This window comes from Variovorax sp. FG153, assembly GCF_057809595.1.
Genome location: NZ_JBMDKG010000023.1, coordinates 21,631 through 38,700, shown reverse-complemented (window position 1 = coordinate 38,700; position 17,070 = coordinate 21,631). Strand labels below are relative to the sequence as shown.

General features: G+C 66.9%; 16 protein-coding genes and 1 pseudogene. 7 read left to right on the top strand and 10 right to left on the bottom strand.

Features of this window, described 5'->3' with window-relative positions; translation table 11 throughout:
* Nucleotides 1-50 precede the first annotated feature (50 nt).
* From ACODT0_RS23390 to ACODT0_RS23375, 4 genes are read left to right on the top strand one after another with little or no spacing between them, the layout of a single operon-like run.
* A complete protein-coding gene (locus tag ACODT0_RS23390) occupies nucleotides 51-326 on the top strand; it encodes a FixH family protein (protein ID WP_057590530.1) in 276 nt (91 codons plus the stop codon).
* Nucleotides 323-592, top strand: a complete 270-nt coding sequence (locus tag ACODT0_RS23385; protein ID WP_057590528.1) for a hypothetical protein — start codon at nucleotides 323-325, stop codon at nucleotides 590-592. The genes ACODT0_RS23390 and ACODT0_RS23385 overlap by 4 nt, the downstream gene beginning before the upstream one ends.
* A 26-nt stretch (nucleotides 593-618) precedes the next feature.
* On the top strand, nucleotides 619-1,995 hold the full coding sequence (hemN, locus tag ACODT0_RS23380; RefSeq protein ID WP_489042395.1) for an oxygen-independent coproporphyrinogen III oxidase: 1,377 nt from the start codon (nucleotides 619-621) through the stop codon (nucleotides 1,993-1,995).
* Nucleotides 1,996-1,997: 2 nt separating this feature from the next.
* Nucleotides 1,998-2,702, top strand: a complete 705-nt coding sequence (locus ACODT0_RS23375) for a sulfite exporter TauE/SafE family protein (RefSeq protein WP_489042394.1) — start codon at nucleotides 1,998-2,000, stop codon at nucleotides 2,700-2,702.
* Here ACODT0_RS23375 and ACODT0_RS23370 read toward each other — a convergent pair.
* The 3 genes from ACODT0_RS23370 to ACODT0_RS23360 all read right to left on the bottom strand — a co-directional run bounded on the left by ACODT0_RS23370 (nucleotide 2,671) and on the right by ACODT0_RS23360 (nucleotide 4,978).
* The gene (locus ACODT0_RS23370) at nucleotides 2,671-2,937 is read right to left on the bottom strand and encodes a hypothetical protein (RefSeq protein WP_057598072.1); all 267 of its coding nucleotides are present in this window, start codon (nucleotides 2,935-2,937) and stop codon (nucleotides 2,671-2,673) included. The genes ACODT0_RS23375 and ACODT0_RS23370 overlap by 32 nt on opposite strands.
* Before the next feature lie 170 nt (nucleotides 2,938-3,107).
* A complete protein-coding gene (locus tag ACODT0_RS23365) occupies nucleotides 3,108-3,311 on the bottom strand; it encodes a YgaP family membrane protein (protein ID WP_409976539.1) in 204 nt (67 codons plus the stop codon).
* 86 nt (nucleotides 3,312-3,397) lie between these two features.
* Nucleotides 3,398-4,978, bottom strand: coding sequence for an oleate hydratase (locus ACODT0_RS23360; RefSeq protein WP_261211809.1), 1,581 nt, complete (start codon nucleotides 4,976-4,978; stop codon nucleotides 3,398-3,400).
* A 249-nt stretch (nucleotides 4,979-5,227) separates the two neighbouring features.
* Here ACODT0_RS23360 and ACODT0_RS23355 point away from each other — a divergent pair, with 249 nt between their 5' ends.
* Nucleotides 5,228-6,052 carry a universal stress protein gene (locus ACODT0_RS23355; protein ID WP_489042393.1) on the top strand — a complete coding sequence of 275 codons (825 nt, stop codon included), beginning with the start codon at nucleotides 5,228-5,230 and terminating at the stop codon, nucleotides 6,050-6,052.
* Nucleotides 6,053-6,060: 8 nt separating this feature from the next.
* A complete protein-coding gene (locus ACODT0_RS23350) occupies nucleotides 6,061-7,413 on the top strand; it encodes an MBL fold metallo-hydrolase RNA specificity domain-containing protein (protein WP_261211811.1) in 1,353 nt (450 codons plus the stop codon).
* Between the two features lie 22 nt (nucleotides 7,414-7,435).
* Here the strand turns inward: ACODT0_RS23350 and ACODT0_RS23345 are convergent.
* The 4 genes and pseudogenes from ACODT0_RS23345 to ACODT0_RS23330 form a co-directional block, all read right to left on the bottom strand.
* A pseudogene (locus ACODT0_RS23345) lies at nucleotides 7,436-8,424 on the bottom strand (zinc-dependent alcohol dehydrogenase family protein).
* 105 nt (nucleotides 8,425-8,529) lie between these two features.
* Nucleotides 8,530-9,249 carry an acetoacetyl-CoA reductase gene (phbB, locus tag ACODT0_RS23340; RefSeq protein WP_489042392.1) on the bottom strand — a complete coding sequence of 240 codons (720 nt, stop codon included), beginning with the start codon at nucleotides 9,247-9,249 and terminating at the stop codon, nucleotides 8,530-8,532.
* A gap of 2 nt (nucleotides 9,250-9,251) precedes the next feature.
* Complete coding sequence (locus ACODT0_RS23335; RefSeq protein ID WP_261211813.1) at nucleotides 9,252-9,905, bottom strand: BON domain-containing protein; 654 nt, start codon at nucleotides 9,903-9,905, stop codon at nucleotides 9,252-9,254.
* A gap of 139 nt (nucleotides 9,906-10,044) precedes the next feature.
* Entirely contained in the window at nucleotides 10,045-10,551 is a 507-nt protein-coding gene (locus ACODT0_RS23330) for a Rossmann-fold NAD(P)-binding domain-containing protein (protein WP_057590516.1), read from the bottom strand.
* A gap of 236 nt (nucleotides 10,552-10,787) precedes the next feature.
* Here ACODT0_RS23330 and ACODT0_RS23325 point away from each other — a divergent pair, with 236 nt between their 5' ends.
* Nucleotides 10,788-11,555 (top strand): Crp/Fnr family transcriptional regulator, encoded by a 768-nt coding sequence (locus ACODT0_RS23325; RefSeq protein WP_489042391.1) that lies wholly within the window; start codon nucleotides 10,788-10,790, stop codon nucleotides 11,553-11,555.
* 21 nt (nucleotides 11,556-11,576) lie between these two features.
* On the opposite strand, the gene ACODT0_RS23320 is transcribed toward ACODT0_RS23325, so the two are convergent.
* The 3 genes from ACODT0_RS23320 to ACODT0_RS23310 all read right to left on the bottom strand — a co-directional run bounded on the left by ACODT0_RS23320 (nucleotide 11,577) and on the right by ACODT0_RS23310 (nucleotide 16,890).
* Entirely contained in the window at nucleotides 11,577-13,694 is a 2,118-nt protein-coding gene (locus ACODT0_RS23320) for a PAS domain S-box protein (protein ID WP_261211815.1), read from the bottom strand.
* A complete protein-coding gene (locus ACODT0_RS23315; RefSeq protein WP_057590513.1) occupies nucleotides 13,687-14,415 on the bottom strand; it encodes a winged helix-turn-helix domain-containing protein in 729 nt (242 codons plus the stop codon). Before ACODT0_RS23315 ends, ACODT0_RS23320 begins: the two co-directional genes overlap by 8 nt.
* 105 nt (nucleotides 14,416-14,520) lie before the next feature.
* Nucleotides 14,521-16,890 (bottom strand): phosphoketolase family protein, encoded by a 2,370-nt coding sequence (locus ACODT0_RS23310; RefSeq protein WP_261211816.1) that lies wholly within the window; start codon nucleotides 16,888-16,890, stop codon nucleotides 14,521-14,523.
* Nucleotides 16,891-17,070: the final 180 nt, after the last annotated feature.

Below are 17,070 nucleotides of genomic sequence, written 5' to 3'. Positions count from 1 at the left end.
AGGTCGACATGAAAGCAGCAACCGCAACGACAACAACGACGGCACTCGCGATGAACGAAGAAGCCGCAGGCGCCTGGTGGCGCTATCCGCTGCTCTGGATGGTGATCGGCGGGCCGCTGGCCGTGGTGGTCGCGAGCTTCGTCACCTTCTGGCTGGCCTGGCGCAGCCCGGACGCGCTGGTGTCGGAGGACTACTATCGCGAGGGCATCGAGATCAACAAGACCCTGGCCGAGAAGAAAATGCTGCCCGCGCTGGCCGGCCGCAACCATGCGATGACGCCGGCGGACGACCTGCCGGCACCCTCGCCACGAAAGACCGCACCATGAACGGACTGCGCCAGTTCGCCGGCATCCTGTGGCCGTCCTTCCTGGTGGCCTGCGGCATGGAAGTGCTCGTGTTCGCGCTCGTCGATCCGATCAATGCGTTTTGTGGCGCCGACGCGTTGCACATGTCGCGCCAGGGCATCTACACGGCGGCTTTCTTCGTCTTCTGGCTGATGGCCGCGGCCTCGAGCGCCTGTACGGCACTGCTCGCCAGGCCTTCCGTCGCGGACCTTTCCGACGCCCCTCCTTTGCGGACACCCACGCGATGACTCACGCCGCTCTCGCTCCTGCGCCCATGCGGGTCCCGCTTCCCGTCGAGCTGTTGCGGCAGTTCGACGTCCCCGGGCCGCGCTACACCTCCTATCCCACCGCCGACCGCTTCGTCGAGGCATTCGGCGCCGACGACTACGCACGGGCACTGTGCCGCCGGCGTGAGACGGGGGTGGATGCGCCATCGCTGTCGCTGTATGTCCATATCCCGTTCTGCGAGTCGCTGTGCTACTACTGCGCCTGCAACAAGATCGTCACCCGCCACCGCGAGCGCGGCCAGCACTACCTAGCCTATCTGAGGCGCGAGGTGGAGCTCCAGGCGGCGCAGTTGGGGCGCGGCGCCACCGTTGGCCATCTGCATCTCGGCGGCGGTTCTCCGACCTTCCTCGACGACTCCGAACTCGGCGAACTCATGGCGATGCTGCATCGCTCTTTTGCCTTCGTGCCTGGCGGGGAGCGCTCCATAGAGGTCGATCCGCGCACGGTCGATGCGCAGCGCCTCGCGAACCTGGCAGCACTGGGCTTCAACCGCCTGAGCTTCGGCGTGCAGGACTTCGACCCCGCCGTACAGCAGGCCGTGCATCGCATCCAGCCGGCGCAGCAGGTCTTTGCGCTGATGGATGCGGCGCGCGCGCTCGGCTTCGAATCCATCAACGTGGACCTGATCTATGGCCTGCCGCGGCAGAACGACGCTTCCTTCGAGCGCACGCTGGCGCAGCTGCTGGAGCTGCGGCCCGACCGGGTCGCGCTCTACGCTTATGCGCACCTGCCCGAGCGCTTCAAGCCGCAGCGTCGCATCGCGGCCGAAGAACTGCCCGATGCCGCCGCGCGGGTGCGCATGCTAGCGAGCGCAATCGCGCGGCTCACCGAGGCGGGTTATGTCTACATCGGCATGGACCATTTCGCACTGCCCGACGACCCTCTCGCGATCGCCAAGAGGCAGGGGCGTCTGCAGCGCGACTTCCAGGGCTATGGAACCCGGCCTGAGGGCGACCTGATCGCACTTGGAGTCTCGGGTATCGGCCGTGTCGGCTCGACCTACAGCCAGAACGCCAAGAGCCTCGACGAATACTGCGACCTGCTCGACCAGGGGCGTCTGCCCGTGGTGCGGGGCCTTGCGCTGTCGCGCGACGACCTGCTCCGGCGCGAGGTCATCATGGCGCTGATGTGCCGCGGCAGGCTCGACTTCAACGCCATGGGCGATGCGTTCGCCATCGACTTCTGGCGCTACTTCGCCGTCGAGTTCGCGGCGCTCGGGCCGCTGGTCGCCAACGGCCTGGTGCGGTTGAGCGACCACGACCTCGTCGTCACCGAGCAGGGTTGGTTCTTGGTGCGCGCGGTCGCCATGGTGTTCGACAGGTACTGCCGCGCGAACCGCGCGCGCTTTTCCCGCGTGGTCTGACCATGCAGCTCGCGCTCGCCGGTGCCGCGCTTCTCATGGGCCTTGCCGGCGGGCCGCATTGCGTTGCGATGTGCGGTGCCGCTTCATCGGCGGTGATCCGGATCTTGCCACTCGCGACGGTGGGGCAGCAGGGTGCGATGCCAGCACTCACGGCACCCGGCGCCTTCCATCTGGGACGTATGTCGAGCTACGCGGCGGCGGGTGCCATCGCTGCCGCCAGCGTCGACAGCCTGACGCTGGCCAGCACCCACGTTGCCGCGCTGCGGCCACTGTGGGTGCTGCTGCACGTGTTCGTGTTCACGTGGGGCGCGATGCTGGCCGTCACGGGGCGGCAGCCGCTATGGGCACAGCGCATCGGCCGCTCGCTCGAATCGCGCCTTCGACCCCATGCCGGCGGCACGTGGCTGGGCGTGCTCGCGACCGGGCTGCTGTGGGTTGCGCTGCCCTGCGGGCTGCTCTATTCGGCGCTGATGCTGGCGGGGCTGGGCAACGGGCCGTTGCAAGGTGCGACGCTGATGGCGCTGTTCGCGATAGGCAGCGGCGCTTCGCTGGTTGCCGGGCCATGGCTCTGGCAGCGTTTGCGTCTGGCCAGTTCCGGAGGGCGCCAGGCCTGGGGGGCGAGGGCGGCCGGCGTGCTGCTGGCCGCCGCGGCGGTGCATGCCCTGTGGTCGGATCTCATTCGCCAGATCGACGCCTGGTGCCGATGAACCGCGATGGCTCCTCCGGGGGAGCATCGGCGGCAAGGGTCTCCCTTCCTGCAGGCGTGATGCCGACCACGGTGGCTGCGTCCTGGCGCAGGCAGTCATCGAAGTCCGCGCGGGCGGGAGGAATCAGCGCCTCGACCTGGCCGGCGGCTTCGAGGATTCGCAGCCTGTCGATCATCGCGGGATCGGCCTCCGCGCAAGGCAGCTGCGCAGTGGCGAGTCTGCGGAGCAGGTTCATGCACATCGATCCATCTCCGAGAAGCTCAGTCCAGAGTGATCCACTTGATGAAAAGCTGGAACACGAGCCACAGAACGGCGATGCCGAGCACCGCGCACAGCACGATGAACAGCAGCAGATAGACAGACATCCGATTTCTCATGACGCGGCGATGCAGGCGCATCCAACGCTCAGCGCTCGTTGTGGGAGCAGGTGCTGACGCCGAAGAGGGTGTAGGCCGGGCAATTGCCCACCACGCCCGTCAGCAGCGGCACCACGCCGATGTAGCCCCAGAACCCGATGAGTCCCTTGGCTGCAAGCACGATCAGCAGCAAGCCCGCGCAGACGCGAAGCAGGCGGTCAAGGATTCCGACATTCTTCGACAGGAAAAGCATGTGACTTTCTCCTTTGAGCGGATGGAGAAGAATCTTGCTCGCCCGACCGAAGGCAGAGGTTGAGGGGGATCAAACCTCGGATCGAGTCAACCGATCAGTGTGCCCAGGCTCTCGAGCGCCACCTTCGGATCGGCGATGCCGTGGTAGATGGGTGGCACCTCGAGGTCTAGGCCCATGAGTCCGTAGACCCCATGCATTGCGCCGCGCACCGAGTATTCGACCGTGAAGACGACGTCCTCGGGGATCTCCACGTACTGGCCCAGCAGGGCGAAGTTCTTCGCTCCAGCCGGGATGACAGGTGGTCGGTCCGATGCGCTGCGGCATGCGAACTCGCTGGTGATGTAAGGCATCATCACGGGCACCACGGTCGTGGTACGTCGTACCTCCTCGAGGATGTCCTCGAAGCCAAGGTGATGCATCAGCTCCGTGAGAATTTCCTGGCCGCTGGCCTGGGCCATCGTCTTGTCGACGTGGTTGCCCTGGATGTCGACGAGCAGTCCATAGCCCCATAGCGTGTAGATGCCCTCGGGCTGGTCCTCGAAGTGCGGCGCGTGCGGCACCACGATCGACATCAGCCAGCTCGAATCCTTGAAGGTCATGAGCCCGCCGGTGCCGGGCGGATTGCCAGAGAACGCCTGGATGCGCCGGATCAGCAACGGGCTGCGCATCGTGAGCGTGAACGACTCCCACTTGCTCTCGTCCACGTTGCCGCAGAAGGTCTCCGGCCGGCCGAGGCCCGGCGCCTTGCGCGCCATGTTGCGCCACAGGGTCCAGGCCCCGTCGCTCTGGTTGCGCACCAGCTCGGGCGCCTGCTGGTCGGTGCCGTTGCGTGAGTCGGCGGTCATGGAGCCTATGGTGACGAAGGCACATTCTTCCGCGCCGATGCTGTACGTCAGTGGCCGGCCTTCCTTCACGCAGTGCAGGGTCTCGAGCCGCAGGCCGTCGGAGCTTCTGGCAAAGTCCGCATCTATCACGCATATGCCGTACTCGAACCGCACCCCGCGATCCAGCAGCCAGGTCACCATCGGACGCACGATGGAGTCGTACTGGTTGAACTCGGTGCGCCGCACGCCGCCCAATGTGTGGATTCGCGGCAACTCCTGCAGGAAGCGCAGCATGTAGCGCTTCAGCTCGACCGCGCTGTGCCAGTTCTGGAACGCGAATGTCGTGCGCCACATGGCCCAGAAATGGGTGTCGAGGAAGTGCGTGGAAAAGCATTCCTCGATGCGCCTGGTGCCCAATGCGCGTTCCGGCGTGGCGAGCAGGCGCATCAGTTCCACGCGGTCCTGGAAGTTGAAGCCCAGGTCGCTGGCGTCGAGGATGCGGCGATCCCGGTTGATCAGACGGGCGTGTGCATCGGAGCGCCACAGCGCATTGAAGGCCTGGATCTCGTCGCGCACCGTGTGGCCCGTTGAACTGAGCGCAGGAATGCTCTGCAGTACGTTCCAGAGACAGCTATATGTCTCGTCGGTGAACATGCGCCCTCCGCGTGTCACATAGCCTTGAGCGGCATTGCCGGTGCCATCGAGCGCGCCGCCTGGTGTCGGCGCTTCTTCGAGAATTCGGATGCGCGATCCGGGCATTCCGGCGTCACGGATCAGCAGCACGGCAGCGGACAGGGCGCCGATGCCGCTGCCGACGATGCAGGCTTGTTGGAAAGATGTCATGGTGCAGTGCCCTTGGTAAGCGGGTGAATGAGGCCGAGCCACGCGGCGTCGGATGCGGATGTGCCATGACGGCATGAGCAGTGGTACGAGATCCGAGACTAGGCACGTACCACCGGCACGACCTTGCGCCGGATCAAGCCTCGGCACCACCGGAGTCAAGGCTCGCGGGTGGTTGATGCAGCGCAAGGCTGCACGCGACGAGGGGGCCTAAGGTCACCGCACCACATCCCGCCAACCCAAGGAGCCCTCATGCATACCCCGAAATCCATCCTGCTTCACCTCGACGGTTCGGTCCGTACGGCGGAGCGCATCAAGCTGGCCCGCCAGCTCGCCGAGACTTTCGATGCCGAAGTGACCGCCCAGCCGTGCACCCTGTCCGCGCTCATGCGCTACCCCTATGCGATCGAGGCCGCGGCGGAAGCGGTCGCGATCATGCAGGAGATCGACAAGGACGCGCGCGACAAGATGCACGCCACCTTCATGACGCACAGCGAGGGCTCCCAGCGCCTGCATTGGGTCGAGCCGGAAAGCGACGGCCCATGGGGATTCGGGCGGCGAGCCCTCTATGCCGATCTGTTGATCCTCGGCCAGCGCGACCGCAACGACCCGATGGACGGCGAACTGCCCGGCGATTTCCTGCCCAGCGTGCTGGTGCAGAGCGGCCGGCCAGCACTGGTGCTGCCATATGCAGGCTCCATCGGACCCATCGGCCGCAACGTGCTGGTGGCCTGGAAGGAAACCCGCGAATCCGCGCGTGCCGTGACCGCCGCGCTGCCGTGGCTGCGCCAGGCGGCGCGTGTGCATGTCGTGGCCTACGGCGTGGGCGCGGAGACGTCACTGCAGAGCCTGCAGAACTACCTGCGGGCGCAGGGCGTCCAAAACATGGCCCTGCACCCCGCGGGGGACAACGACGACGATGTCGGCAACAAGCTGCTGTCCCTTGCCTCCGACCTGAGTTCCGACCTGCTGGTGATGGGCTGCTACGGCCACAGCAGGGCGCGCGAGTGGGTGATGGGTGGTGCCACGCTGTCCATGCTCCAGTGGATGACGCTGCCTGTGCTGATGTCGCACTGAGGCGCACCGTGCGCAACGACTTCCTCGGCGGCACCGGTACCGTCACCGGCTCGAAATACCTGCTGACGCACGAAGGCCGGCGGCTGCTGGTCGATTGCGGGCTCTTCCAGGGGTTGAAGCAACTGCGCCTGCGCAACTGGGACGTACTGCCGGTCGACCCCGCCGGCATCGATGCCGTGCTTCTGACGCATGCGCACATGGACCACAGCGGCTTCGTGCCGCGCCTGGTGCAGCTCGGCTTCAAGGGCAAGGTGTACTGCAGCGCGGCCACCCGCGAACTCTGCGAACTGCTGCTGCCCGACTCGGGCCGCCTGCAGGAAGAAGACGCCGACTTCGCCAACCGCCACGGGCATTCGAAGCACAAGCCGGCGTTGCCGCTGTATACCGAGCAGGACGCGCGCGCGGCCCTCAGGCGCTTCGACGTTGTCCCGTTCGGCCAGGAATGCTCCCCGTGGCCGGGTTGGTCCTGGCAGCTCCGCAGGGCAGGGCACATCCTCGGTGCCGGCAGCCTGCGAGTGGGCTGGGAAACATCGAGCATCCAGTTCTCGGGCGACCTGGGGCGCAGCGATGACCTGCTGATGCGTCCGCCCGCGGCCGTCGAGCCGGCGGACTACGTGGTGATGGAATCGACCTACGGTGACCGCACGCACCCCGCCATGGACACGCTGGCCGAGCTGGCAGGAGTGATCAACCGCACGGCCGCGCGCGGCGGCATCGTGGTGATCCCGGCCTTCGCGGTGGGGCGCGCGCAGACGCTGCTGCATTGCATCCAACTGCTCAAGCAGGCGCGCCGCATTCCCGACATGCCTGTCTACCTGAACAGCCCCATGGCAGCGGACGCCACGCGCATCTACCGCAAGCACATGGACGAGCACCGGCTGAGCGCCGAACAGTGCGCCGCGATGCAGGGACAGACCATCATCGTCAACACGATCGAGGAATCGCGGCGGCTGAACACGCTGGACTTTCCTTCGATCATCGTGTCGGCCAGCGGCATGGCGACGGGCGGGCGGGTGCTGCATCACCTGAAGGCCTACGCGCCCGATCCCAGGAACACGATCCTGTTCACCGGTTTCCAGGCTGCTGGTACGCGCGGGGCAGCCATGGTGGCCGGCGCCGACGCGGTCAAGATCCACGGCGCCTACGTGCCGGTGCGCGCCGAGGTCGCAAGCCTCGAGACCCTGTCTGCCCATGCCGACCGCGACGGCCTGATCGCCTGGCTCGATGCCCAGCGGGCACCACGCCGGGTGTTCGTGACCCATGGAGAGCCGGTGGCTGCCGATGCCCTGCGGCTGGCCATCGAGGAGCGTCATGGCTGGCCGTGCATCGTGCCCAAATACCGGGAGTCGCACGAACTCTAAAACCCGCCGTGTGCTGGCTTCGTCAGGGCACGAGCACCGCGGCGCCCTCGATGCGACCAGCGCGCAGGTCGGCCAGTGCTTCGTTGGCCTGGGCTAGCGGATAGGTCTTCGCGTGCACCTGCAGCGGATGCTCCCGTACGAAATCGAGAAACTCCTTCGCATCGGCACGCGTGAGGTTCGCCACCGAAACCAGACCCCGCTCTTCCCAGAGCAGCCGGTAGGGAAATGCGGGGATGTTGCTCATCTGGATGCCGCCGCACACCACGCGACCGCCCTTGCGCACGACGCGCAGCGCGGCCGGTACCAGTTCACCGGCGGGCGCGAAGATGATGGCCGCGTCCAGCGGCTGCGGCGGTCGCTCGTTTGAGCCGCCGGCCCACGCTGCGCCGAGGCTGCGCGCGAACGCCTGCGTCGTACGGTCCGCGGGCCGGGTGAATGCGAAAACCTCGCGGCCTGGGCGATGGCGGCCTGTGTCACCAGGTGCGCCGCAGCGCCGAAACCGAAGATGCCCAGCCGACGCGCATCTTCACCGGCCGCCTTCAGACTGTGCCATCCGATCAGTCCGGCGCAGAGCAGGGGCGCGATGCGGACCGCATCGGCCTCGGGCATGTCCAGCGGAAGGCAGAACGCGGCCTCGGCGATCACGTGGCTCGCAAAACCGCCGTCGCGGTGGTAGCCGGTGAAGCGTGGCGCATCGCAAAGGTTCTCGTGGCCGCTCGTGCAGTAGGCGCAGCAGCCGCAACTGTGGCCCAGCCAGGGCACGCCCACGCGGTCGCCCAGGCGATGGCCCGTCCCCCCCGAGCCGATCGCCTCCACGACGCCCACGATCTCGTGGCCGGGCACGATCGGCAGCACAGGCAGCGGCAACTCACCGTCGACGATGTGCAGATCGGTGCGACAGACGGCACAGGCCAGCACGCGCAGACGCAATTCGCCGGGGCCGGGCTCCGGGATGTTGCGCCACTCCATCTCCAGCGGCAGCAGCGGGGCGCTCAGCATCATGGCGCGCATGGTCGGCACGACCACGGCGGAAGCCGCGAAGTCAGCGGGAGTCGGGGAGGTGGAGGTCGTGTGCATGGAAGGTCTCGCTGGACGACGGCTTCGGGCGTTGCCGCCTCAGACCATGTACTTGCCGCCGTTGATCGGCAGCGTGATGCCGTTGACGAAGCCCGATTCGTCGGCGACGAGAAACACCACGCCGCGCGCGATTTCCGCCGGTGTGGCCAGGCGCCCGGCCGGGATGGTCGTCAGGATGCGCGCCATCACCTCCGGCGCGACCGCGGCCACCATGGCGGTGTCGGTGTATCCCGGGGCCACCACGTTGGCGGTGATGTTGTGCGAGGCGCCCTCGAGTGCGAGCGACTTGGTGAAGCCGACGAGGCCGGCCTTCGTTGCCGCGTAGTTGGCCTGGCCAGCCTGACCGGACTGGCCATTGACCGAACCCATGTTCACGATGCGGCCGAAGCGCCGCTCGCGCATGCCGCCGATCGCGGCACGGCACATGTTGAAGCAGCCGCCGAGGTTCACCTCCAGCACCTCGCGCCATTGCGCGATGCTCATCTTGTGGAGCATCGCATCGCGCGTGATGCCGGCGTTGTTGACCAGCACGTCGATGGGGCCGAGTTCGGCCTCCACGCGCGCGACGCCGGCCTGGCAGGCATCGAAATCTGCGACGTTCCAGCCGAAGGTGGGGATGCCGGTGCGGGCGGCGAAGGCCTGTGCGGCCTCGCTGTGGCTGGCGAAGTTAGCCGCCACGCGGTAGCCCGCGGCCTGCAGCGCCTCGGCCGTGGCTGCGCCGATGCCGCAGGTGCCGCCGGTGACGAGCGCGACGCGCATGCTCAGGCGTCCACGAGCAGGTCGTTCACCACCACCGAGACGCCGGGCGTGGCCCATGCGGCGCCTTGCACCGCGTCGCGCTCGGTCCAGGAATGAACCGTGCCACGCAGCGTGACCTGCGAGCCGTCGACCGTGATGGAGAGTTTGTTGGCTTCGCGCTCGGCCTGGCGCGAGAGCGCCTCGTGGATCTTCTTCTCGACGTCAGCAGGCGTCACCTTGGGCTTGACCTTCACGAGGTTCGACACGCCGGTGACGCCCATCAGGTTGCGCACGGCGATCTCGGCGGCGCTGCGCTGGTATTCCCACTCGACCTCGCCGGTGAGTGTCAGCCAGCCTTTTTCCGCCATGGGGCGGATCTTGCCGTCGGGCACGAGCACGTTCCACTCGAGCGCGCGCTCGGCCGCCAGAGCGATGTCGGCATCGGTGCGCTGGTTGTCGAAGGGCAGCTTGACCGTCAGCTCCACCGCCAGTGCCTTGACGCCATGCACGCGTTGCACCGCGCGCTCGATGGCGTACTTCTCGGCGTAGTGTGCGAGATGGCCGGTGAGGGTGACCACGCCGTCCTTGACGATCACGCCGATGTCGGAGGACTTGACGTCCGGTGCCCAGGCCAGTTCGGCCTGGATGTCGTCGCGCAGTTGGGTATCGGTCTTCATGGGAGTTCCTTGCAGTGGATGGACGAAGGGGCGGTCGGCGCGCGGGATGGGCGGTAACCGTGGGATCCACTGTAGGAAGCGGGCGCCGGGCCCGTATTGCGCTGGATCAAGGAGCGCGCGGCACGTCCGGGCGCCGGGCTCAGGCGATGGCGTCGAGCAGCAGGGCCTGGAGCACGAAGCGCCGGTTGTCGGCCAGAGGGGTCTGGTCTCCGAGCAGTTCGGCGAGCCGGTCGGCAGGATGGGCTTTCATGGCGGCTCCGTTGAATACAGGTATGCCGGCGTGCTGGCCGATGCGCTGCACAAGCGCGGCGTCGAGGCCCTGGCATTCCACGGCGTCATAGAGGCGGCCGAGCATGCGGGCGGTGTCCTGTACTTCCTGCGGCGCGCTCGCGAGCGAAAGACCTGGACGCATGACGGCCACGTGTGCACCCAGTTCCTCGGCCGCGTTGCGGAACAGCGCCTGCGATTCGTCGGGTGCGGCGTCACACAGCAGCCCCAGGTTCTTGCCGCGCAGCAGCCGGGGAACACTCCCGTCCAGCGCCGAGCGCTGGAGCAGCCGGGCGCGACACAGCAGGCTCGTCACCTCCAGGGGAGAGAGCGATGACGGCACGGCCTCGAGGGCGCAGGTCTGCTGGGAGAAGGGCATGGCAATGGTCATATGTGACCTTGCGAGGCTAAGTGCGCCGGAGGCCCCGGACTTGATGCAGGTCAAGGAGCAGGGGCATGCAAATGTGATCTGCTGCACGCCGCGCGCCGCTGATACACGCCGGACACATTCCATTCACCGAGCGTTACCCATCGATTCCGGCCGTTGTCATTGCGTTGCCGATGGCTTCCTAGCATCCATCCATCGACACGCGACCGACCACCAAGGAGTGCCAGATGCTCAACACCGCCACCCCCTCGATGACCGCTGCAGTCCCGCCCGGCCCGGCTCCGTTCGGCATCGGCCGGGAGTGCATGGGACAAAGCACCGCCGACACGCTGAAGCTCCTCGGCGAGCACCTCAAGCCGCAGCGCCGCGTCGTGCACACGGGCGACACGATCTACCAGGCGGGCGAGCGCTTCGGCAACCTCTACATCCTGAACTCGGGCTTCTTCAAGATCATGAATCTTTCGGCCGACGGGCGCGAGCAGGTGGTGGGCCTCAAGTTCCGTGGCGACTGGCTCGGTTTCGACGGCATCGCCAGCGGACGCTATGCGTGCGACGCAGTGGCCATGGACACCGGAGAGATCTGGGTCGTGTCATACGAGGCACTGCTGGTCGCCTGCGCGGCGAATCCCGCCTTGCTGCAGGTGCTGCACGCCGCCATGAGCCGCGAGATCGCACACGACCGGGATTCGCTGATGTCCGTCTGCACGCTGCCGGCCGATGCCCGTGTGGCCGACTTCCTGCGCTACTGGGCCGAGACGCTGGCCGAGCGCGGCATGCGCACAGACGAGATCACCCTGCGCATGACGCGTGCGGAGATCGGCAACTACCTGGGAATGACGCTCGAGAGCGTGAGCCGTGCGCTTTCGCGGCTGGCACGAGACAACGTCATCGGCTTCACCACGAAAGGACGCCGCGACGTGCAGATTCCCGATGTGGGCGCGCTGTCGGCTTTCGTCCAGCGCTGCTTGGCACCGGCGCCTGCGATGCTCCATTAAGAGAGCGCCGTGCCTGCGCGCTCAGGCGCGGCCGGCCAGCACCTTCGCCATGGCCCGCGCGAGTTCGGAGCGCGCATAGGGTTTGCGCAACAGTTCCCAGCTCTGCGGCACTTCGCGGTCCGCATCGAGAAGTTCCGACGAGAAGCCCGACATCAACAGCACTGCCATGCGCGGAAAGCGTTGTTGCACCTCGGAGGCAAGCCGTGTGCCGCGCATGCCGGCGCCCAAGGCGATATCGCTCAGCAGCAGATCCAGGGGCCCGACGCCCGCATCCAGCGCGGACAACGCCTGCTCGGCCGTGGCAGCGGTGAAGACCTCGCAGCCCAGCGTGGTCAGGAAGGTGTGCACGACTTTGCGGACCTCTGCATCATCCTCGACCAGCATTACGCGCAAGCCGGGCGGAATTGTCTCGTCAGCGCGTTCATCCTCATCGGTGGCCGCGGCCGCGGCGTCTTCCAGCTGCGGCAGGTAGAGCGTCACGGTAGTGCCCTGTCCGACCCTGCTGTCGATCGAGACTGCGCCCCGGGACTGGTTGACGAAGCCGTACACGGTGCTCAGGCCCAGGCCGGTGCCACGGCCGACTTCCTTTGTCGTGAAGAAGGGCTCGAAGGCATGTTCTTTCACCTCCTCGGACATGCCGGTGCCACTGTCGGCGATGGATATCGCGACGAAGCACGCGGTGGCATCGTTGCCCGGATCGTTGCGCTGGCTGCGCAGGGCCGGCGGCAACGCACTGCACAGTTCGGTGCGAAAGCGAAGCATGCCGCCATCGGGCATGGCGTCGCGCGCATTGATCGCGATGTTGAGCAGCGCCGATTCCAGCTGGCCCGGGTCCGCCATCACGGGCGGACAGCCGGGCACGGTGTCGATCTCTATGCGAATGCGCTGGTCCAGCGTGCGACGCAGCATGTCCGCCAGCGAGTGCAGCAGCGCTTGCGTGTCGACGGCGATCGGCTGCAGCACCTGCCGGCGGGAAAACGCAAGCAGCTTGCCGGTGAGCTCCGCGCCGCGCCGCGAAGCGCGGGCGGCGGCGCTCAGCAGCTGTTGAGCATGGCTGTTCTGCTCCAGGGCGGGGAGCTCCTCCAGGACCTGGAGGTTGCCCTGGATGACGGTCAGCAGATTATTGAAGTCGTGCGCGATGCCGCCCGTGAGCTGGCCGACGCTTTCGAGCCGCTGCGCATGGTTGAGCGCCTCCTCGGTCTGCATACGCTGCAGGCTGGTGGCAAGCAGGTTGGAGAGCGATTCGAGGAAGCGCACCTCCTCGTCCCCGAAGCGCTTGGACTCCTTCGAGCGCACCGACAGCATGCCGATCACGCGCCCCCGATCCGACAGCGGCACGGCGAGCGCGCTGACGAGGCCGGCGTCAAGGTAGGCCTGGGGCACGGAGAAACGGTTTTCCTTGCCGTAGTCCGGCACCACGACCGGCCGGCCCTGGGAGAACACGAAGCCCGGCGGGGTGTCGGGGCGGTTGGCGATGCGTGCGCCTATCTCCTCGCCGTCGACCAGGCCGACGCCGCTGGCCACGCGGAACTCCAGGCGGTTGCTGTCGAGCAGCCACACCACTGCGACTTCGACCTGCAAGGCCGTGGTGATGATTCCCGGCACATGCTGGAGCACCACCTGCAGGTCGCGCGTATCCACCGCCAGGCGCCCGAGCTGGGCCAGGTGTTCGCTGTAGCGGGCGCGTTGCAGCGCCTGCTTAACCCGCGGGTAGGCGCCGATGTCCCTGATGGCCGCCACGACGAACGGCAATCCATGGTTCTGCAGCGGGCTGAGCGCAATCTCGACCATGACCTCGCTGCCATCCTTGCGCTTGGCCACCAGCTCCATGTGCGTGCCCATCGGGCGGGGACGGGGAGCGCGGCTATAGGCCTCGCGGTAGGAAGCATGGCGCGGGCGGATGCTGTCGGGCACCAGCACGTCGACGTTCAGGCCTGCGAGCTCGTCTTCTGCATAGCCAAGCAGTGCTGCCGCCGAAGGGTTGGCGAGCATGATGGAGCCGAACTGGTCCACCACCAGGAGCGAATCCGGATAGGCGACGAAGAGCGAACGGAACACGCTGCCTTCGTCGAAGTCCGAGAGCGAGCCGGGGACGACCGCATCGGGCAGGAAGGGCGGGTTGTCCGCAGCGTCAGCCATGGGAAACTGGTAGCACCAGGATGTAGCCCGCGCCTCGCACCGACTTGATGAGTTGCGGGTCGTCCGCATCCGCCTCGATCTTCTTGCGCAGCCGGCCGACCTGCACGTCGATCGTGCGGTCGAATGGGGCAGCCTCGCGCCCGCGTGTCTGCTCGAGCAGGAAGTCGCGCGACAGCACGCGGCCGGGATGGCGGGCAAACGCCTGCAGCAGGTCGAACTCGCCACCGGTCAGGGCCACTTCCTCGCCCCGCGGATTCCTGAGGTTGCGCGCGGCGGTGTCGAGCTGCCAGCCGGCAAAGCGCAGCTTGTCGGGAGACGCCAAAACGCCGGCGGCGAATGCGGGTGTTTCCGGGGTCAAACGCCGCAGTACGGCCTTCACCCGCGCCACCAGTTCTCGCAGGTCGAAGGGCTTGGTCACGTAGTCGTCGGCGCCCACCTCGAGGCCCACCACCTTGTCCACCGCATCGCCCCGGCCGGTGACGATGACGAGGCCGCAACGCCAGCTGTCCCGCAGGCGGCGTGCAATGGAGAAGCCGTCTTCGCCGGGCAGGCCGAGATCGAGCAGCACGAGGTCTGCGGGGTCGGTATCCATCAGCGTGATGAGGCTGCGGCCGTTGTGGATCTGGGTGACGCGGAAGCCGTGGCTCTGCAGGTAGTTGGCCAGCAGCAGCGTGATGTCAGCCTCGTCGTCGAGGACTGCGATATGTGGGGCGGGTTTCATGTGCTGGCAAGGAAATTGAGCACGAATCTCTTGAACATTCTTTCTCAAGATGAGCGTAGCACGCAAGCGACGCCGACAGCACCTTGGGTACCCTTCGGCCGGCAGCTATCGTGTCCAGCGCCAGTTCTCGATCTCCGGCATGTCCCGGCCGTGGCGGGTGATGTAGGCCCTGTGCTCCAGAAGCCGGTCGCGCAGGTGCTGCTGCACATGGCCCGTGCTGTCGCAAAGCCCCGGCGTGCGAGAGATGGCGTCGGCCGCCAAGTGGAAGCGGTCGAGCCGGTTGAGCACCGTCATGTCGAAGGGCGTGGTGGTCGTGCCTTCCTCGCAGTAGCCGTGGACATGGAAGCCGGGGTGGTTGCGCCGCCTGTAGATCAGCCTGTGGATCAGCGCGGGGTAGCCGTGGAACGCGAAGATCACGGGCCGATCGGTGGTGAAGATGGCGTCGAAGTCCTCGTCCGCGATGCCGTGGGGGTGCGCGGAGGGAGACTGCAGCGCCATCAGGTCGATCACGTTCACCACCCGCACCTTCAGCTGCGGCACCTTCTCGCGCAGCAGGTCGACGGCCGCCATCGTCTCCAGCGTGGGCACGTCGCCAGCGCAGGCCATCACGACGTCGGGCGCACCGCCTTCGTCGTTGCTCGCCCAGTCCCAAATACCGAGGCCGGCAGTGCAGTGGCGCATCGCGGCGTCGATGTCCAGCCATTGGGGCGCGGGCTGCTTGCCGGCCACGATCACGTTCACGTAGTCGCGGCTGCGCAGGCAATGGTCGGTGACCGAGAGCAGGGTGTTGGCGTCCGGCGGCAGGTACACGCGCACGACCTCGGCCTTCTTGTTGACCACGTGATCGAGAAAACCCGGGTCCTGGTGGCTGAAGCCGTTGTGGTCCTGGCGCCAGACGTGGCTCGTGAGCAGATAGTTCAGCGATGCGATCGGCCGTCGCCATCCGATATCGCGCGACACCTTGAGCCACTTGGCATGCTGGTTGAACATCGAGTCGACGATGTGGATGAAGGCCTCGTAGCACGAGAAGAAGCCGTGCCGCCCCGTCAGAAGGTAGCCTTCGAGCCAGCCCTGGCAGAGGTGTTCGCTGAGCACCTCCATCACGCGGCCGTCGGGCGAGAGGTGGTCGTCGTCCGGCCATACCTGGGCGGTCGTGGTTCGTCCGGTCACCTCGAACAGGGCGGTGAGCCGGTTCGATGCGGTTTCGTCCGGCCCCATCACCCGGAAGTTGCGCTCCTGCTCATTTGCCCGCATGACTTCGCGAAGAAAGTTGCCCGCGACGCGCGTGGCTTCGGCATCGATGGCGCCCGGCGCTTCCACCGGGACGGCATGCACGCGAAAGGGCGGCATCGCCAGGTCCTTCAGCAGCAGCCCGCCGTTGGCGTGCGGGTTGGCGCTCATGCGGCGCCTGCCTCTGGGGGCAAGCGCGGCAATCTCGGGACGCAAGGCACCGTTCGCATCGAACAACTCCTCGGGTCGGTAGCTGCGCAGCCATTGCTCGAGCAATTCGACGTGGTCCGGTTTGGTGGCGAAGTCGGCCAGCGGCACTTGGTGCGCGCGGAAGGTGCCTTCGACCTGCAGGCTGTCGACCCGGCGCGGGCCGGTCCAGCCCTTGGGAGATCTCAGCACGATCATCGGCCAGCGGGGCCGTGTGCGAAAACCCCCGGTGCGCGCGTTTGCCTGGATGGCGCGAATGCTCTCCAATACGGTGTCGAGCACCGACGCCATCTGCCTGTGCATTTCGGCGGGCTGGTCGCCCACGACGAAGTAGGGCTCGTGGCCGTAGCCGCGCAACAACTGCGCCAGTTCTTCCTCGCCGATGCGCGCGAGCACTGTGGGACCCGCGATCTTGTAACCGTTGAGATGCAGGATCGGCAACACCGCGCCGTCGCGCCGCGGATTCAGGAACTTGTTGGAATGCCAGCTCGCAGCCAGCGCACCGGTCTCGGCCTCGCCGTCGCCGATCACGCAGCAGGCCAGCAGCGAGGGGTTGTCGAAGACCGCGCCGTAGGCGTGCAGCAGCGCGTAGCCCAGTTCGCCGCCCTCGTGGATGGAGCCGGGCGTCTCGGGGGCGACGTGGCTCGGAATGCCGCCGGGGAACGAGAACTGTGTGAACAGGCGTCGCATGCCATCGGCGTCCTGCCCGATCGCCGGATACACCTCGCTGTAGGTGCCTTCGAGCCAGGTGTTGGCCACCACGCCCGGTCCGCCGTGCCCCGGACCGGCGATGAAGATCGCGTCGAGGTCCCGCGCGTTGATCGCGCGGTTCATGTGCGCGTAGATGAAGTTCAGGCCCGGCGTCGTGCCCCAATGCCCCAGCAGACGCGGCTTGATGTGCGAGAGCTCCAGCTTCTCTTGCAGCAGCGGATTGTCCATCAGGTAGATCTGGCCCACCGAAAGGTAGTTGGCGGCACGCCACCAGGCATCGAGCAGCATGAAATCGTCCGGAGCAGCCGGCAAAGGAGTGAAGGCCATGTCGAGTCGCTTTCTCTTTCTGGGTGGACGGAAATTCCAGTATGGGCATGCCGGCGCGCGCGAGGTTGACCGCGATCAAACCGGTAACAACCGATACAGCGGGCGTGGTTTTGCGTTGCCTTGATCACGCGCAAGGCGGGAGGGGTATCGCGGCCTCAGCATCCGTCCAGGCGCCTACCG

Excerpts from the sequence above, each read along its gene's own strand:
- ACODT0_RS23390 (WP_057590530.1), top strand. The coding sequence starts at position 51 with ATGAACGAAGAAGCCGCAGGCGCCTGGTGGCGCTATCCGCTGCTCTGG.
- ACODT0_RS23385 (WP_057590528.1), top strand. The coding sequence starts at position 323 with ATGAACGGACTGCGCCAGTTCGCCGGCATCCTGTGGCCGTCCTTCCTG.
- hemN (WP_489042395.1), top strand. The coding sequence starts at position 619 with ATGCGGGTCCCGCTTCCCGTCGAGCTGTTGCGGCAGTTCGACGTCCCC.
- ACODT0_RS23375 (WP_489042394.1), top strand. The coding sequence starts at position 1,998 with ATGCAGCTCGCGCTCGCCGGTGCCGCGCTTCTCATGGGCCTTGCCGGC.
- ACODT0_RS23370 (WP_057598072.1), bottom strand. The coding sequence starts at position 2,937 with ATGAACCTGCTCCGCAGACTCGCCACTGCGCAGCTGCCTTGCGCGGAG.
- ACODT0_RS23365 (WP_409976539.1), bottom strand. The coding sequence starts at position 3,311 with ATGCTTTTCCTGTCGAAGAATGTCGGAATCCTTGACCGCCTGCTTCGC.
- ACODT0_RS23360 (WP_261211809.1), bottom strand. The coding sequence starts at position 4,978 with ATGACATCTTTCCAACAAGCCTGCATCGTCGGCAGCGGCATCGGCGCC.
- ACODT0_RS23355 (WP_489042393.1), top strand. The coding sequence starts at position 5,228 with ATGCATACCCCGAAATCCATCCTGCTTCACCTCGACGGTTCGGTCCGT.
- phbB (WP_489042392.1), bottom strand. The coding sequence starts at position 9,249 with ATGCGCGTCGCGCTCGTCACCGGCGGCACCTGCGGCATCGGCGCAGCC.
- ACODT0_RS23335 (WP_261211813.1), bottom strand. The coding sequence starts at position 9,905 with ATGAAGACCGATACCCAACTGCGCGACGACATCCAGGCCGAACTGGCC.
- ACODT0_RS23330 (WP_057590516.1), bottom strand. The coding sequence starts at position 10,551 with ATGCCCTTCTCCCAGCAGACCTGCGCCCTCGAGGCCGTGCCGTCATCG.
- ACODT0_RS23325 (WP_489042391.1), top strand. The coding sequence starts at position 10,788 with ATGCTCAACACCGCCACCCCCTCGATGACCGCTGCAGTCCCGCCCGGC.
- ACODT0_RS23320 (WP_261211815.1), bottom strand. The coding sequence starts at position 13,694 with ATGGCTGACGCTGCGGACAACCCGCCCTTCCTGCCCGATGCGGTCGTC.
- ACODT0_RS23315 (WP_057590513.1), bottom strand. The coding sequence starts at position 14,415 with ATGAAACCCGCCCCACATATCGCAGTCCTCGACGACGAGGCTGACATC.
- ACODT0_RS23310 (WP_261211816.1), bottom strand. The coding sequence starts at position 16,890 with ATGGCCTTCACTCCTTTGCCGGCTGCTCCGGACGATTTCATGCTGCTC.